General features: G+C 65.1%; 9 protein-coding genes. 7 read left to right on the forward strand and 2 right to left on the reverse strand.

All coding sequences use genetic code 11. The features are described from left to right. Positions 1-3 precede the first annotated feature (3 nt). The 3 genes from ACIPZB_RS09005 (at position 4) to pgm (ending at position 5,633) form a co-directional block, all read left to right on the forward strand. Positions 4-1,653, forward strand: coding sequence for a VRR-NUC domain-containing protein (locus ACIPZB_RS09005; protein ID WP_400640134.1), 1,650 nt, complete (start codon positions 4-6; stop codon positions 1,651-1,653). Then, the gene (locus tag ACIPZB_RS09010; RefSeq protein WP_400639904.1) at positions 1,650-3,911 is read left to right on the forward strand and encodes an ATP-dependent DNA helicase; all 2,262 of its coding nucleotides are present in this window, start codon (positions 1,650-1,652) and stop codon (positions 3,909-3,911) included. The genes ACIPZB_RS09005 and ACIPZB_RS09010 overlap by 4 nt, the downstream gene beginning before the upstream one ends. 84 nt (positions 3,912-3,995) lie before the next feature. Beyond that, on the forward strand, positions 3,996-5,633 hold the full coding sequence (gene pgm / locus ACIPZB_RS09015; RefSeq protein ID WP_400639905.1) for a phosphoglucomutase (alpha-D-glucose-1,6-bisphosphate-dependent): 1,638 nt from the start codon (positions 3,996-3,998) through the stop codon (positions 5,631-5,633). 141 nt (positions 5,634-5,774) lie between these two features. On the opposite strand, the gene ACIPZB_RS09020 is transcribed toward pgm, so the two are convergent. Continuing rightward, positions 5,775-6,473: a pirin family protein gene (locus tag ACIPZB_RS09020; RefSeq protein ID WP_400639906.1), complete on the reverse strand. Its 699-nt coding sequence runs from the start codon at positions 6,471-6,473 to the stop codon at positions 5,775-5,777. A gap of 186 nt (positions 6,474-6,659) precedes the next feature. Here ACIPZB_RS09020 and ACIPZB_RS09025 point away from each other — a divergent pair, with 186 nt between their 5' ends. After that, positions 6,660-9,164, forward strand: a complete 2,505-nt coding sequence (locus ACIPZB_RS09025) for a UvrD-helicase domain-containing protein (RefSeq protein ID WP_400639907.1) — start codon at positions 6,660-6,662, stop codon at positions 9,162-9,164. Between the two features lie 6 nt (positions 9,165-9,170). On the opposite strand, the gene ACIPZB_RS09030 is transcribed toward ACIPZB_RS09025, so the two are convergent. Further along, entirely contained in the window at positions 9,171-14,042 is a 4,872-nt protein-coding gene (locus tag ACIPZB_RS09030; RefSeq protein ID WP_400639908.1) for a dermonecrotic toxin domain-containing protein, read from the reverse strand. A gap of 191 nt (positions 14,043-14,233) precedes the next feature. Between ACIPZB_RS09030 and ACIPZB_RS09035 the strand changes: the two genes are divergently transcribed. From ACIPZB_RS09035 to ACIPZB_RS09045, 3 genes are all read left to right on the forward strand, one after another. Beyond that, positions 14,234-15,160, forward strand: coding sequence for an alpha/beta fold hydrolase (locus tag ACIPZB_RS09035; RefSeq protein ID WP_400639909.1), 927 nt, complete (start codon positions 14,234-14,236; stop codon positions 15,158-15,160). Between the two features lie 75 nt (positions 15,161-15,235). Beyond that, positions 15,236-15,655 carry a VOC family protein gene (locus ACIPZB_RS09040; RefSeq protein ID WP_008090958.1) on the forward strand — a complete coding sequence of 140 codons (420 nt, stop codon included), beginning with the start codon at positions 15,236-15,238 and terminating at the stop codon, positions 15,653-15,655. Continuing rightward, positions 15,652-16,431, forward strand: a complete 780-nt coding sequence (locus tag ACIPZB_RS09045; protein WP_400639910.1) for an alpha/beta fold hydrolase — start codon at positions 15,652-15,654, stop codon at positions 16,429-16,431. The genes ACIPZB_RS09040 and ACIPZB_RS09045 overlap by 4 nt, the downstream gene beginning before the upstream one ends. Positions 16,432-16,600 lie beyond the last annotated feature (169 nt).

The raw sequence follows: 16,600 nt of genomic DNA on the forward strand, positions 1-16,600 counted from the left end.
CTTGTGATTGCCCATTCCGTCGATGACCCGCTGTACTACCTGCATAACTTTCGCCAGGTGTTGCTGTGGGTCGAACAACGCTATGCCGACCTGCTCGACGCCCAGGAGCTGGCCTTCCTTCAGGCCTTCGCGGCCCTGGAGCAACCGGCCCAGGCGCTGATGGTGCGCATGGTCATGCGCAAGGGCGAGCTGTTTCGCAGCGACCGGCTCGACTATGCCGAGATCGGCGATACCGTGCGCGCCCTGCAGCCACTGCAGGCGCTGGGCTGGGTACGCGAGCCCGAGCAGTTGAGCCTTGAGCAGTTGTTCGCGTTGCTGCGCAAGGACGAGCTGGTCCAGTGTTTCGCCCAGCAACTGAGTCGACCTCGCGCCGCCAAGCGCGACCTGTTCGACCAGCTGCAAGCCCTGGCACTGGCGCCCAGGCCGCTGTCGCAATGGTACGCCGATGCCCCCGTGTGCATTCTTCAGTGGTGCCTGCAGCCGCTGTGCGACCGCATGCGCTTGCTGTTCTTCGGCAATCTGTACCAGGACTGGTCGGACTTCGTGCTCACCGACCTGGGCCTGTTGCGCTTCGAGCAAGTGCCGTTCAGCCCCGGCTCACGCGCCCTGCAGCAACGCAGTGAGGTCGACCTGGCGATGGCCTTGCACCACTGTGCCGAGCGCCTGGAACAAGGTGAGGCACCTGCGGCGATCCTCGATGACCTGGCCCCGTGGCGCAGCGACAACCCGTGGCTGGCCCGGCGCCATGGGCGCCTGTTGTTTGCCCTGGGCCAGCAGTGCGAGCGGCTGGGCGACTGGGACCAGGCGCTGTCGGTGTATGCCCGCAGCAGCCATGCACAAGCGCGTATCCGCCAGGTGCGAGTGCTCGAACGCAGCGAGCGCTGGCCACAGGCCCATGAATTGGCCCTGCAACTGGCCGCGGCACCCGCCAACGCGCTGGAAGTGCAGGCGCTGGAGCGCATGCTGCCGCGGCTGGCGCGCAAGCTCGGCGGGCCAGCGCAACCGCGCCGACGCACCCTGGCGCCGCAGCTGATCGAGCTGAATCTGCCGCGCGAGCTCGCGGCGCTGGGTGTCGAGGAGGCGGTGCGCCAACACCTGACGCAGGTCGGCGGGCAGGTGCACTACGTGGAAAACACGCTGCTCAACAGCCTGTTCGGCCTGTTGTGTTGGGACGCGATTTTCGCGCCGGTCCCTGGCGCATTTTTCAATCCGTTCCAGGCCGCGCCCCAGGACTTGCACGACAGCGATTTCCAGCTACGCCGTGCAGCGCTGTTCGATGCCTGCCTGGGCCGGCTCGACGATGGCACGCATCGCCAGGCCATCCTCGATTGCTTTGCCGCCAAGTACGGTCTGCAGTCGCCGTTCGTGTTCTGGCAGATGCTTGACCAGGCCTTGCTCGAACAGGCGTTGGCCTGCCTGCCGCCCGCACACCTCAAGCAGTGCTTCCTGCGCCTGCTGCAGGACATCCGCAACAACCGCGCCGGCATGCCCGACCTGATCCAGTTCTGGCCCGAGCAGGGCGAGTACCGCATGGTCGAGGTCAAGGGCCCGGGTGATCGCCTGCAGGATAACCAGTTGCGCTGGCTGGCGTTCTGCGCCGAACACGGCTTGCCGGTGGCGGTTTGTCATGTGCGCTGGAGTGAGCCGGCGTGAGCTACAGGGTGGCAGTGCGCGCCCTGTGCGAGTTCAGTGCCAAGGTGGGTGACCTGGACCTGCGCTTTACCCCATCGCCAACGGCTCAGGAGGGCATCGAAGGCCACCTTCGGGTGGTGGCCAGGCGTGCTGCCGGCTATGAGGCGGAAGTCCCCCTCGAAGGCCATTATCAAGGCTTGCAGGTGCGCGGCCGTGCCGACGGCTACGACCCTGTCGCCAACCGCCTGGAGGAGATCAAGACCTACCGCGGCGACCTGACGCGCCAGCCGGCCAACCATCGCCAGTTGCACTGGGCCCAGGCCAAGGTCTATGCCTGGCTCTTGTGCCAAGCGCGGCAGTTGCCCACCATCGAGGTGGCGCTGGTGTACCTGGACGTCGACAACGACGGCCAGACGCTGATCAGCGAACACTACAGTGCCGATACCTTGCGCACCTTCTTCGAAACCCAGTGCCAGCGCTTCCTGGCCTGGGCCCAAGGCCAGGAGCGCCGCCTGGCCGAGCGTGACCAGGGCCTTCAGGCCCTGGCGTTTCCCTACCCGCAGTTCCGCCAGGGCCAGCGCCAGCTGGCCGAGACCCTGTACAAGGCGGTGAGCACCGGGCGCTGCCTGATGGCCCAGGCCAGCACGGGCATCGGCAAGACCCTGGGCACGCTGTTTCCGCTGCTCAAGGCCATGGTCCCGCAACAGCTCGACAAGCTGTTTTTCCTCACGGCCAAGACGCCGGGTCGGGCGCTGGCGCTGGATGCCCTTCGGCAGATGACCGAGGCCGCCCCCCAACCCGCCTTGCGCACCTTGGAGCTGATTGCCCGGGACAAAGCCTGCGAGCACCCCGGCAAGGCCTGCCACGGCGAGTCCTGCCCATTGGCCCAAGGTTTCTACGACCGCCTGCCGGCCGCACGCGAGGCAGCGGCGCTGCGCCCCTTGCTGGACCGCGACAACCTGCGTGAGGTGGCCCTTGCGCACCAGGTCTGCCCGTATTACCTGGGGCAGGAGATGGCCCGCTGGGTAGATGTGCTGGTGGCCGACTACAACTACTACTTCGACGCCCATGCCTTGCTCTTCAGCCTGGCCCAGGCCAACCAGTGGCGCGTCGCGGCGCTGGTGGACGAGGCGCACAACCTGGTCGAGCGCGGCCGCGGCATGTACAGCGCCAGCCTTGATCAGGGCCAGTTGCTCGCCTTGCGCCAGAGCAGGCCGCAAGGTCTGACCAGCGCGCTGGACCGGCTGAACCGCCAGTGGAATGCCCTGTACAAGGCGCAGCGGGCGCCTTATCAGGCCAGCGAGCGATTGCCCGATGATTTTCTGCGCGCGTTGCAGCAGTGCATCGGGCTGATCCAGGAACGCCTGAACCAGCAGCCCGCCGAGCTGGACCCACAGGTGCTGCAGTTCTTCTACCAGGCCCTGCAGTTCAGCCGGGTCGCCGAGCTGTTCGATGAGCATTTCCTGTTCGACATCACCCTGCGCGAGGGCCCGCGCAAGCGCAAGCTGGCCAGCCTCTGCCTGCGCAACGTCAACCCGGCTCGCCTGCTGGGCCCGCGCATGCAGGCCGCGCGCAGCGTGACGCTGTTTTCCGCCACCCTCAGCCCACGGCATTTCTATACCGACCTACTGGGCATGCCGACCGATACCGCCTGGCTGGAAGTGGCCGCGCCGTTTCGTGCCGAGCAGCTCGAAGTGCGCATCGCCAGCCAGGTGTCGACCCGCTACAACGAGCGCCAGGCATCGCTGGCGCCGATCGTGGCCCTGATTGCCGAGCAATACCAGCGCCAGCCGGGCAATTACCTGGCGTTCTTCAGCAGCTTCGAATACCTGCAGCAGGTGGCCAGCCTGCTGGCCGAACAGCACCCCGCGATCCCGTTGTGGGCCCAGGCACCTGGCATGGATGAAGCGGCACGCCAGGCGTTTCTCGATCGCTTCGTGGCGGATGGCCAAGGGGTTGGTTTTGCCGTGCTCGGTGGTGCCTTCGGCGAAGGCGTGGACCTGCCCGGCACGCGCTTGATCGGGGCCTTCGTCGCCACCCTTGGGCTCCCCCAGGTCAACCCGGTCAACGAGCAGTTCAAGCAACGCCTGGGCCGCCAGTTTGGCGCGGGGTTCGACTATGCCTACCTGTACCCGGGCGTGCGCAAGGTCATCCAGGCGGCAGGCCGGGTCATTCGGGGCGACCAGGACCGTGGTGTGCTGGTGCTGATCGATCAGCGCTTCGCCGAACCGCGGGTGCAGCAGATGTTTCCCGGCTGGTGGCGAACGGCCAGCGAATAATCCCGACGGGCCGTCGCGCGGCATTGCAACTCCCAGTACACTGCGTGTTCCAACCCCAACATCCGTTGAACTCGAGGTTTCTGCATGACGCTCAGTCCTTTGGCAGGCAAGCCGGCTCCGGCCAGCGTGCTGGTCGATATCCCCCGCCTGCTCACCGCTTACTACACCGGCCGCCCTGACGCCGCCGTAGCGGCCCAGCGCGTGGCCTTCGGCACCTCGGGACACCGGGGCAGTTCGTTCGATCTGAGCTTCAACGAAAGCCACGTGCTGGCGATCACCCAGGCGATCTGCCTGTACCGCCAGGAAAAAGGCATCGACGGCCCGCTGTTCATCGGTGCCGATACCCACGCCTTGTCCGCGCCGGCCGCCGCCAGCGCGCTGGAAGTGCTGGCGGCCAATGGCGTGCAGGTGATGCTGTCCAAAGACGACGAGTACACCCCGACGCCTGCGGTGTCGCATGCCATCCTTTGCTACAACCGTGGCCGTGCGCAGGGCCTGGCCGATGGCATCGTCATCACCCCGTCGCACAACCCGCCGCAAAGCGGTGGCTTCAAGTACAACCCACCCAATGGCGGCCCGGCCGACAGCGATGTGACCAAATGGATCGAGGCCAAGGCCAACGAACTGCTGGCTGCGGACCTCGCCGGGGTCAAGCGCATGGACTATGCCCAGGCGCTGCAGGCATCGACCACCCAGCGCCATGACTTCATCGAACACTACGTGGCCGACCTGGAAAACGTCATCGACTTCGACGTCATTCGTGCCGCCAACCTGCGCTTGGGCGTCGACCCGCTGGGCGGGGCAGGGGTGCGCTACTGGTCGGCGATCGCCGAGCGCTACCAACTGAACCTGGAAGTGGTCAACACCGAGGTCGACCCGACCTTCCGCTTCATGACCGTCGACTGGGACGGCCAGATCCGCATGGACCCGTCCTCGCCCTACGCCATGCAAGGCCTGATCGGCCTGCGCGAACGCTTCGACGTGGCCTTCGCCTGCGACCCGGACCACGACCGCCACGGTATCGTCACCGCCGATGGGCTGCTGCAGCCGAACAACTACCTGGCCGTGGCCATCGACTACCTGTACCGCCACCGCCCGCAATGGCGCAGCGATGCCGCGGTGGGCAAGACCGTGGTGTCCAGCGGCATGATCGACCGGGTGACCGAGCGTCTGGGGCGTGAGCTGTATGAGGTGCCGGTGGGCTTCAAGTTCTTTGCCCAAGGCCTGTTCGACGGTTCGTTGGGCTTTGGCGGCGAGGAGAGCGCCGGCGCTTCGTTCCTGCGCAAGGACGGTACGGTCTGGGCCACTGACAAGGACGGGCTGATTCCGGCGCTGCTTGCGGCCGAGATGACCGCGCGCACCGGCCGCAATCCGAGCCAGGCCTATGACGACCTCACGGCGGTGCTGGGCAAGCCATTTGCTACCCGTGTCGAGGCCAAGGCCGATGCGCGGCAGAAGGCGTTGCTGAGCAAGCTGGCGCCAGAGCAGGTCAAGTCGACTGAGCTGGCGGGTGAGCCGATTGTACAGATCCTCAGCCACGCGCCGGGCAACGGCCAGGCGATTGGTGGGCTGAAGGTGATGACTGCCAACGGCTGGTTCGCCGCGCGGCCTTCGGGCACCGAGGATATCTACAAGATCTATGCCGAGAGTTTTGTCGACGAGGCGCACCTGCAGCGTTTGGTGGCCGAAGCGCAGGTGTTGGTGGATGCGGCGATTGCCTGATTGATCGGTGACTGGGGCTGCCTTGCAGCCCACTCGCCGGCAAGCCGGCTCCCACAGGTACAGCGCAGCTCTCGAAACCTGCGCTGATCCCTGTGGGAGCCGGCTTGCCGGCGATTGGGCCGCAAAGCGGCCCCAATTCACTCAAGCCACATCAACCAGCACGATCTCGCTGTCTTCCACCGCAGTCACCCGCAGCACCTCTTCCCGCTCGATCGCCATGCCATCCCGGGCCTTGGCCCGCACCCCGTTGACCTCCACCAGTCCCTTGGCCGGCACCAGGTAACCCCGGCGCCCGGCATCGAAGCGGTATTCGGCCGTTTCACCGGCCTTCAGCGTCGCCGCCACCAGCCGTGCATCGGTGCGAATCTGCAGGCTGTCTGCATCACCCGCCCGGCCACTGGCCAAGGTCACGAACCCTTCGCCACGTTCACCTTTGGGGAACGGCCGCGTGCCCCACGACGGTGCATCACCCACACGCTCCGGTACGATCCAGATCTGGAAGATGCGGGTATCGACCGCTTCCTGGTTGTACTCGCTGTGCACGATACCGCTGCCAGCGCTCATCACCTGCACGTCGCCGGCTTCGGTTCGGCCCTTGTTGCCCAGGCTGTCCTGGTGGCTGATGGCACCTTCACGCACGTAGGTGATGATCTCCATGTCGCGGTGCGGGTGCGGCGGGAAACCGCTGCCGGCAGCGATCAAGTCGTCGTTCCACACCCGCAGGTTGCCCCAGTGCATGCGGGCGGGGTCGTGGTACTCGGCGAACGAGAAGTGGTGGTGAGCATCGAGCCAGCCGTGGTTGGCGTGGCCGAGGCTTTCGAATGGTCGCAGTTGCAGCATGGTCGTGCTCCTTGAATCAGTGGAATGACGCCATGATGCGCCAATGAAACATCGAAAATAAGCGTAAATATCGGCTGATTATTATCGGTATAATCGATTGTATAAGGCGTTGTGAAATCTCCGGTTCATCGCCTAATGCACTGATCTGCAAGCATTCGCTGGCGATTTTTGGCAGATGAAGCGAACATGCCCGCTGATTCGATTTGCAACGGAGTGACCGTGGCCCACGAGCAACCCCAGGCCCCCGCCGAACTGATCCCACCCGCCCAATTGCCCTGGTTTCGCCGCCTCGCCGCGCGCCTGTTGGGCCGTGGCCTGACCCGCCTGCAGGCGCAACACCGCGACTCCTGGTTCCTCGGCCACGCCAGTGGCCAGCGCAGCGGCCATGTCGATGGCCACCGCGAAGGCTTCGAGCGGGGGCGTGCAGAAGGTTACGAGGCTGGGCGCCAGGTACTGGTGATCCGCGACTCGCGCCCCGACAGCGCCGCCGTGCCCGGCCAGGATGACAATTTGTTCGACGACTGGCGCCTGCCACTGACTGCGGAGCTGAAGAAACGCTTCAAGGCCGATGTGGCCCAGCGCCTGCCCGCAGAAGCCCAGCCCAGCGCCGCGCAGTGGAAGCTGATCTTCAGCGACACGCCGTCCACCTGCGTGGTGGCGGGGGCGGGGGCGGGCAAGTCCACCTCGCTGGTACTGCGCATCCTGCTGCTGCGCCACTACCTGGGCTACGAGCTGGACGCCATGACCGTGGTGACCTTCACCCGCGAGTCGCGCAAGGACTTCATCAAGCGCCTGGTGCAGGTGTTCGCCTTGTGGCAGCTCGACCTGCAACCGGCCCGCGCCCGCGAACTGGTGCGCACCTTCCACTCGCGCATCCTGCCGCTGGTGCGCAGCCTGCCGGGCTTTGGCCAGTTGCGGGCATTCGAGACCCTGGGCAACGAGATGCCCGCCGGCAGCGAGGCGCAAGCCGAGAGCAACCCGTTCGACTTGCGCCTGAACGATGCCCAGCGCCAGCAGCTCAACCTCTGTTACCGCGACCTGCTCGAAAACAGCCCGCGCTTTGCCGAGATCATCGCCACCCTGCGCCGTGAAGCCTTGCAGCTCAAACCGTTGGACCCGGACCATCCCGACGTGCAGAAACGCGTGCAGGTGCTGCAACTGGCCGCCCAGCGCGACGAAGAGCTGTGCGACGTAATCGAGGACCTGTGGTTCGCCGCCGGCGCCTGGCCGATCAAGGGCATCGAGCCGTGCCGCGAAACCGTCGAGATCCGTGGCAGCCGCTTTCATGTCCATGGTCTCCTGGACGGTCTGGATGCCTGGGTGGTGCTGGGCTTCGACCCGTCCGAGAGTGCCCAGTACCAGCGCCCCGGCGCAAAGCTTGCGGTGCGCGCGGAATGGGCGGTGAAGCGCACGTTACTTCAAGCTTTCTGCGACAAGCCGTTGATCTGGCTGGACAACTACGCCATGGCCCGGCGCCTCGCTGCGTCGCTGGCAGGCGATGCCGTGGCCGGCCCTGGCTTCGAGTACAAGGTCAAAGGCGAGCTTGCCCCGGCGCCGTTGCTCGATGCCTTCGTCGGCGCCGCCACGTTCATCGAGAACCTCGGCCTTGAGGTGAATACGGCTGTGACGGCCATGAGCTTCCCGTCGGGCGACCATGACGCGCTGTTCTTCGAAGCCCTGGCCTTGTACTGGACAGCGCTGGAAGCGCACCTGCTGAACCAGTCGCCGCCCGTGATGAGCTACAACCGCATGTTCGCCCTGTTCGGCGAGAACAATCCGGAGAACCTGCAACTGCTGCCCGACCCGCTGTTGCGGCCCCTGGCACACCTGATGATCGATGAGTTCCAGGACGTCTCGCCGCAGATCGTCAGCTGGTTGCGCGCCTGCCTGGTGGAGATCCGTCGCCGTGGCCCGACCCTGCACGCCGGGCGCCACGCCCAGCATTCGTCGCTGTTGTGCGTGGGTGACGATTGGCAGTCGATCTATGGCTGGCGGGGCAGTTCGCCAAAGTACTTCATGGAGTTCACCAAGGCTTTCCCGTCGCCGGCCAACACCCGGGTGATGCTGGTCGACAACTACCGCTGCCAGCAGCAGGTGATCGATGCGGCCGAGCACCTGGTCAAGGGCGCGCCGGCCATCGCCGGCAAGAAAGCCCGGGCCGCGGGTCCGGCGGCTGAGCTGCCAGGTTCGCCGGTCAAGGTGTTCGAGCGCGACGAGGCGGCGCTGGGGCAGACGCTGATCGAGCATTACCAGCGTGGCGAGTCGGTGATGATGCTGTACCGCAAAGGCAACGACAAAGCGCTGATGAGTGAGCACCTGCACAGTGTGTTGCAGGCTGAGGCCGCGTTGCCCGCCGAACAGCGGCGTCTGCGTCAGCTCACCTACCACAGTGCCAAGGGCCTGCAGGCCGATGCGGTGTTCATGCTCGGTGATTGTCAGTACCTGACCAGCTCGCCGTACAAGAACCAAGTGTATCGCCAGGCCGGCCTTGGCCGCGCCGGCGATGCCCAGCCGTTCGACACGGCGCAGAAGGAGGAGGTGCAGCGCCTGGCCTATGTGGCGGTGACCCGGGCGGTCAGGCACTGCTATTGGCATGTGGAAGCGGCCAATGGTGAGGCGGCGGCGGTGCCACGTGCGTCAAGCCAGGTGGACGGCCGACAGGCCTTCTTCGAAGACCTGCGCGGCCAGTAGCGAGCTTCAGTCGTTGCGGTCCTGATCGCGGGTCAGTTGTTCGAACAACGCCTGACGATCCTGATCGCGGCCGGCGTTCAGGCGGCGGCTGGCCTGGTCGTAGGCTGCGCTTCCCAGGTCCATTCTGCGCAATTGGCCAGCGTCATCCAGCGGCGCCTCGGGCATCACATCGGTGATTGCCTGCAAGACCGCCTGATCCAGCGAAGTTACCGCTTCGTTCTCTGCATCCAGGCAGTAGTCCAGGTACTGGATGCCCTGGTACCAGCGTTCGTCCAGGGCCATGAAGCGCGCGGCAAAGTGTTGGCTGAGGTAGCGCTGCCAGCTGGGTTGTCGCGCAATCCAGGCCCTGCGCCCGGCGGCCGTTTCGTCGAGCGCGAGGACCGCGTGTTCGACGTTGCTGGCCACGTGTCCTGAGATCATTGCTTCGGTGCGGTAGAGCATACCTTGACTGGTTTCCGGAAAATCCAGCCCCAGCGCCAACGATTGGCGCAACGCCAGGCGGATTTCGATCAGGTCCGTTCCGCCCTGCAGAAGGTCATCGTCAGTGAGCCTATCGAGTTCGTCCAGTGCCGGCACGGCCAGGTCTGCAGGCTGCGCCTCGGGCGGAAGTCGTTCCAGTTCCAGCAGACGCGCTTGCCGTGCCAGGCGGGCGAGTTGAATCCGCTCACCCAGTGCGTTGACCATTTCGCGGCGGTAGAGCTTCCTGAAGAAGTTGAACAGGTAGGCGGGGCGGTCGGCTTCTTCGGCAAGCTCCCTGAAAGCCAGTGCTTCGAGTTCGAGGGCGCTGAAACCATCGGTCCCGGCGTCGCCGCAGGTGGGCGGATAATCTTGCGCGACGGTGTCCAGATGCGTACGCAGCTCCTCATCTCGACCGGCCTGCTCGAGCAGTTGCCAGACTTGATCAGTCAACTCGCGCAGATTGTTCCGGGCCTGCGCCGAACCTGCGACGCGTTCGACCACATCGCGTAGATGGCGATTGGCATCCTCTTCGAACAGTTCGTCCCAGAGCGCGCGCTGTTCATCGTTGGCATGCTGCGGCCAGAAATCTTCGGCAGCGGCCGCCAGCTCGTTTTCGCTGTCGATGACGACCCCCGTGGCACCTAGCCTGCGATTGCTTTGCGCATCCAGGTCATTGGCAGTGAAGTCCCAATGGCCATTGTCTTCTCCTGAGCGTACGGCCTCGGCGAAGGGGCTGGTGAGAATCGGCTCGAGGTCCACCAGCTCGGCAATGGGGTTGTAGCTCAGGCTCAGGTAGCGCAGCTGCAGGTCAGCTTGCGTCATCCGCGCCGTGAGCCCGCGTGGCCAGGTCTGCAGCAGGCAGTTGCGCAGGCGCAGGTTGGCCAGGCGGGTCAGGCCGGTGAGGTCGGGTGCGTGCTGCAGGGGGTTGTTGGTCAGGCGCAAGTCGCGCAGTCGGGTCAGGTTGGAGAAACGTGCTGCCAAGGCTTGGGTCAGGGCAATGTCGTTGTTTTCCAGGTCAAGGCGCTCCAGGGGCAACTGTGTGATGGTCTGCAGATCTGCATCGGAAATCTGCAGCCTGTTGAGGCGCAAGCTCAACCGCTGCAGGCGGGTCAGGCCAGCCAGGCGCTGGCGCATGCTCTCGGTCAGGGTGCCTAGCTGGTTGTTGCCCAGTTCCAGCGCTTCCAGCTGCGGGGTGGAGGCGAGCGCAGCAAACACCTCTTCGAAGTCCAGCTCAGGGCTTTGCGCCAGGCGAAGCGTGCGCAGTGAAGGGAAGCTCTGGAAGAAGTCCGCCGGCATGTGGCGGATGCCAAGGTTGCGGATGTTCACGGTGGTGATGTGATCGAACCGCGCGGGCAATGACGGCAAGGATGCGATATCCAGCCCTTGCAGGGTCAGGGTGTCAGGCTCGTCCCGGCGCCAGGCGCTGTTGATCAGCTCGCGCAACACGCCACGTCCGGCGCGCTGCTCTTCGGGCCCTTGGTTCTGCCAATCGCGCAGGCTGTTGTCGAGTGTGTCGCGTTGGATTTCCAGCGCACGGATCTGCCCAGCGACATCGCCGCGCTGGCGCAACTGGCCCAGCAAGGCATTACGCTCGTTTGCACTCAGGCCTGGATAGAGCGCGCGTAGCCGTCGATCAGCCGTGTTGGGCCAACGCAGACGACCGCTGAGCGGATAGCCAGTGCGCCCATCGGCCAGGCGCATCGGCGAACGATAGCCTGGCCTGATCGGCTGCTGGCCAATCAGCTTGGCCGCATGGGGCCGGTCGGCAGCAGCGATCTCGAAGCGTTGCAGCGCATCGGCGTCGGGATGTTCGGTTTCAAGGGCTGCGTCCAATACCGCGCTATCGGTGTTGGCCAGTTCTGGCCGATAGAGCCCCAGCAGGGCCTTGTCCAGCCGGGCGTGAGCTTGCAGCGCCCGGGCCTCCTCGGCAACGCGCAGGGGCACTCGGCCGTTGCCCAGGTGCAAGCGTTCGCTGGCGCTGATCCTGGCCATGATCTGCTCGATGGCTCGGTGGGGCACACTGGGAAACTGCGCGGCGATGACCTGGGCGTTTTCGGACAGAACGCCGGCGTGATGGGTGTACAGTCGATCGAACAGCGCATCGCGTTCGTTTTCAAGGTGCCGAGCGAGCTTTTCGCTCAACGCCTTGGCCTGATCGGCCACGCCGGTACCTTCAGGTAAAACCCTGTTGATCGCGTCATCATCCAGTTGTGCCACGATCCGCTCGCTGAGCTGGCCGTTCTCCAGTTCACTGCGGTTGATCTCGATCGGCACCGGGTGGGCTTGATCCACCCGCCCGTAGAGCGTGCATTCCCCCCAGCTTTCCGGCCCATGGTAGGCCTTGATCACGTACTGCTGCGGCCAGCCATCGAGCTCGGTCAGGCTGGGCAGCGCAAAGTTCTTGTAAGCTGCGAGCGCCTTGCCATGGCTCACCCGGTCGATGATGTCGTCTACCTGGCGGGTAGACCTCAAGCGGTCGATGACATCGGCGAGCAGCGCGGGGGGGCGTTGTGCGCCGACCTGTACATGGCGCAGGGTATCGCTGCGTTCGCCGGTGCATGTCATGGCTGCGTCCAGTTCTGCATCATCGAGGCCGTCGCTGATCGGCCCCAGGCGCCGCAGCAAACGGTGCTGGTCCCATTCAACAGGGTTTTCATGAACCGTGCGCCAGCTGCCTGCTTCGTTGTCGATCAAGGCTGGCCGGTAGGCCTGTGGGTCGTGTGGGTGGTCTATCTGCCAGCGGCCGTCCTTTTGCACCTGTTCGAACAGTTCGCCATCCAGTCGCACATAGTGGCGGCCATCCAACGCGTAGCGGCCCAGAGCATCGGGTTCAAGGTGCGGCGGAATCGACGTGGTGCTCACATAGTCTTTCAGGGAGCCGTTCCACAACTGGTCTTTACCGTCCTTGACGATACTCTGCAGGCCATCGACGAATCCGGACGCCTTCAGGGCCACCGCACCGGCGCCTATCACACCGATGACCGCGACGTTCAGCAACACCGACTCCAATTGCGCCAGGGCCTGTGCGTTGTCGCCTTCCTCCCAGGCCGAGATGCCCTCGAAGACACTTTGCATGATTTGCGAGGCACCGAGTGTGAGCATGATCGGGTTCAGGCAAGGCACGAACATGGCCGCGACGTTGAGCACGGTCATGCCCAGTTCGAACCAGTATTCCAGGTTGCGCAGGCGTACGTTGGCGTCCACATCCGCTGTGGGGACTGCGATCCTTCGCGCGTCGGCCTTGAGCCTGATCAGGTGATTCGACTCCAGGGACGCCCACGGCCGGACAGGCAAGGCCTTTTCGATGACTTCAAGGTGAATCGAAGTGTCAGGTATCAGTGGCTTGTCGGGCGCTTCGTCGGCGTTGCTGAACAGTTGGCCCTTGAGCTTGGTGTCCAGCTCGGCTTGCTGCGCCTGCAGGGCAAGGGCCACGAAGCGTGCGCGGTAGGCCGTGTCCAGCAATTGCGTGCGCAGGTGCTTGTAGGCATCGCCCAAGGAGGCGAACCCTCTGATCGGGTCTTCATCGACCGGGTTGTAGAGGAATACCGGGTCATGCTTGCCATTGGTCTTTGGCGCGATGAACAGCAGTTCATGAACAGGGACGCCGAGCAGCAACAGCTGCCAGCAGCGCAGCGGGCGGCCCTCATAGGTCGTCGGAGCGTTGGCATCGTCTGCACATATCCCGTGCAGCGCCAACGATTGGGCGGCACTGAGCAGGCCCTTGCATGTGGCGATACGGACCTGGACGCGAAACTCATCGCGTCGTGCCTGGACAGCCAGGGCATGAAGCCGGTCTTTGTTTTCGCCTTCGAACACCGTGCCCAGGTGCTCCTGATAGCGTTGGCCAAGGTCCAGTGTGCGGCACGCTTCGATGAAGCGAGGCAGCGTCAGGCCGGCGATTGGCATGATGTCCTGGCGGCTGCGCTGCAAGCGGCTGAGCCGCGTGGTGTCGCTGGTGCCCTCGAAGTTGTGCAGGGCGGCTTCCAGCAGGCTACGGTACTGCGGGGCGCCATCGGCCACGATCTCGTTCTGTTCCGAAGGTACCCCAGGGCCGCCAGGTAAACCTTCCGGTTGCTTGACCTTGGTCGCTTGATGCACGTACTGCGCCTGGCTGACCGGGGTGTCGAGTTTCAAGTGATCTTCGAGCAGCGGTGTGCAGTACTCGGTGACGCCTTGCAATGGCTTCAAGGCAGCCTGCAAGGCATTGCGGCTGTTGTCGCGTTTGGCGATGGCCCGCTGCAAGGCTTCGCGGGTGAGGCTATCGGCCTGGGTGTACCAAGGGTAGGCGACACCTTCTGCATCCAGGTAGTCCTTGCGCAGGCTCTGCACGATTCGGCTGGCGTGATCGGGGTGCAGGGCCTTGCTCCAGTCGGGCAGGGTACGGACCATCTGCGTATGGTGATAAGGCGTGTGGGTCATGTTGGCGCTCCGGAGAAAGGAGCCGCTATGGGGCCGCAGACCATCAACTGCCGTGCGGTAGATAACTGCACGGTGCGGTCGGTCACGCCTATGTGGTTGTCGGCAAGGGACCAGCGGCGGCCGCTCGGCTGGGTCATGGTTGGCTGCCGGCCTGACGCGTAGACGCCAGGCAACAGTCAGGGAGAGAGAGCATGCGTTCGCCGTTCAGTCCCAAGGATCATCTGCTGGACCTTGACGGAATCGAGATTGCCGTACGTTGTTGGGGCCCGGAAGACGGCATACCCGTGCTCGCCTTGCATGGGTGGCTGGATAACGCCGCGTCGTTCGAGCGCCTGGCGCCGATGCTCGAGGGCTGCTTCGTGGTGGCCCCGGACCTGGTCGGCCATGGCCGCTCCGACCATCGCCGCCACGACAGCGGCTACTACCTCTGGGAGCACGCCGAGGACATGCTGGCGGTGACCGACAGCCTGGGCCTGGGGCGGTTTCATGTGCTGGCCCATGGCATGGGCACCGGCATCGCTTCACTGCTTGCCGCCATGACCAGTGGCATCGCCAGCATGATCTTCCTCGATGGCATGGGCGCACCGTTCACCGTTGCCGAGGATGACCGGGTGCAGCACCTGGCCCGTGCCTACCGGCTCAAACGCATGGTCCAGCGCAGCCAGCTGCAAGGCTTTGCTGCGCCTGACGGCAGTCAGTTCGACAACCTTGAAGCGGCCCTGGAACAGCGACGCAAGCGCCTGGATGGCGAATTGTCGGAAGACGCCGCGCGGCTGCTGGCCCTGCGCGACCTGCTGCAGGTGGGGGAGGGTTATTGCTGGCGGCATGACCCGCGCCTGGTGCTGCCCGAGCCGATGCCGCTGACCGAGCGCGAGGCCTGCGACCTGCTTCGGGAAATCCGTTGCCCGCTGTACCTGTTGCTCGGCCGCCAGGGCGCATTTACCGGTGGTGCGTTCGAGCGGCGCCAGCCAGCCCTGCCAGACCATGCGCGGGTTTCCTGGCACCCCGGTGGGCACCATTTGCACCTGGAGGCGCCGGAGCGTGCGCTGGCCGAGCAGATATTGCGCATGCTGAGCCGCCACGACGGCGGCCTGCTGCAACGGCTGGTCAACGAATGAGCAGGATGGTCAGCGTGCAGGCTCCTGGGCTATCGTGGGCGCTGCCTTCGCGCAATCGCCACAAGGAGAACCGGCATGCGACCCTTCACCCTCAAGCACATCGATCATCTGGTTTTGCGGGTCAGTGACCTGCAGCGCAGCGTGGCGTTCTACCGCGACCTGCTGGGCTGCACGGTCAGCCGGGAGCGCGAAGACCTGGGGATGGTCCACCTGGCCACGGGGACGGCGATGATCGACCTGGTGACCCTGGATGGCCCGCTGGGGCGCCCAGGTGGCGCGGCACCGGGCGCTGAAGGGCGCAACCTGCATCATTTCTGCCTGCGCATCGAACCGTTCGACGAACAGGCGCTGACGGCCTACCTGGAGGCCGCCGGTGTGACGGTCGAGCCGGCCGAAAAGCGCTACGGCGCCGAGGGCGAAGGGCTGTCACTGTACTGCTTCGACCCCGATGGCAACCAGGTCGAGCTCAAGGGGCCGGTGGTGGAGGCGGTATGACGGCGGTCACATTGCGTGAACACTGGATCGACACGGCCGAGGGCAGGCTGTTCGCCCAGGACTGGCTACCGGCTTCAGCGCAGGGTGTGCCGATCATCCTGCTGCATGACTCGCTGGGGTGCGTGGCCTTGTGGCGTGACTTCCCCGCGCAACTTGCCGCGGCCACCGGGCATCGGGTGATTGCCTATGATCGCCTGGGCTTTGGCCGTTCCGATCGGCATCCGGGTTTTTTGGCTCGGGGCTTCGTCGAGGCACAGGCGCAACAGGGGTTTGCGGCGGTGCTGGGTCAACTCGGGGTTGACGCTTTCATTGTCTTCGGGCACAGCGTCGGGGGCGGTATGGCGGTTGCCTGTGCAGCCCATTTTGCCGAGCGGTGCCAGGCGCTGATCATCGAGTCGGCCCAGGCATTCGTCGAAGATCTCACCCTGCAGGGCATCCGCGATGCCGACCGCCAGTTCGCCGAGCCGGGGCAGTTGGAGCGTTTGACGCGGTATCACGGCGACAAGGCCGAGTGGGTCCTGCGGGCATGGGTGGACACTTGGCTGCAGCCTGCCTTCACCGATTGGAACCTCGATGCCTTGCTGGCGAAGGTGCGCTGCCCGATGCTCTGCCTGCACGGTGACCAGGACGAGTTCGGCTCGGTGGCACATCCGCGGCGCTTCACCGAACGGGCCGGCGGCCCCAGCGTGATGCGCCTGTTGCAGGGTTGCGGGCACGTACCGCACCGGGAGCAGGCGGCGACCGTGCTGGCCGAGGTGCAACGGTTTCTGGGGTGATGGCATCCGCCGATGCTGGCAAGTGGATATCCCGACAAAGCCTATTATGCTTACCTTGCAGCGATTCGAGGCGGCCCGCCTCGTCGTGCTTCGCGCAACCATTGCAAGCCCTGGGGCCTGGGTGCGAAGTTGAATCGTGTATGAGGTGCTCCGGCCTGCGATAACAACA

Source organism: Pseudomonas sp. NPDC089396, from assembly GCF_044749545.1.
In the GTDB taxonomy this organism is placed as follows: Bacteria; Pseudomonadota; Gammaproteobacteria; order Pseudomonadales; family Pseudomonadaceae; genus Aquipseudomonas.

Excerpts from the sequence above, each read along its gene's own strand:
- ACIPZB_RS09030 (WP_400639908.1), bottom strand. The coding sequence starts at position 14,042 with ATGACCCACACGCCTTATCACCATACGCAGATGGTCCGTACCCTGCCC.
- pgm (WP_400639905.1), top strand. The coding sequence starts at position 3,996 with ATGACGCTCAGTCCTTTGGCAGGCAAGCCGGCTCCGGCCAGCGTGCTG.
- ACIPZB_RS09045 (WP_400639910.1), top strand. The coding sequence starts at position 15,652 with ATGACGGCGGTCACATTGCGTGAACACTGGATCGACACGGCCGAGGGC.
- ACIPZB_RS09040 (WP_008090958.1), top strand. The coding sequence starts at position 15,236 with ATGCGACCCTTCACCCTCAAGCACATCGATCATCTGGTTTTGCGGGTC.
- ACIPZB_RS09020 (WP_400639906.1), bottom strand. The coding sequence starts at position 6,473 with ATGCTGCAACTGCGACCATTCGAAAGCCTCGGCCACGCCAACCACGGC.
- ACIPZB_RS09035 (WP_400639909.1), top strand. The coding sequence starts at position 14,234 with ATGCGTTCGCCGTTCAGTCCCAAGGATCATCTGCTGGACCTTGACGGA.
- ACIPZB_RS09025 (WP_400639907.1), top strand. The coding sequence starts at position 6,660 with ATGCCCGCTGATTCGATTTGCAACGGAGTGACCGTGGCCCACGAGCAA.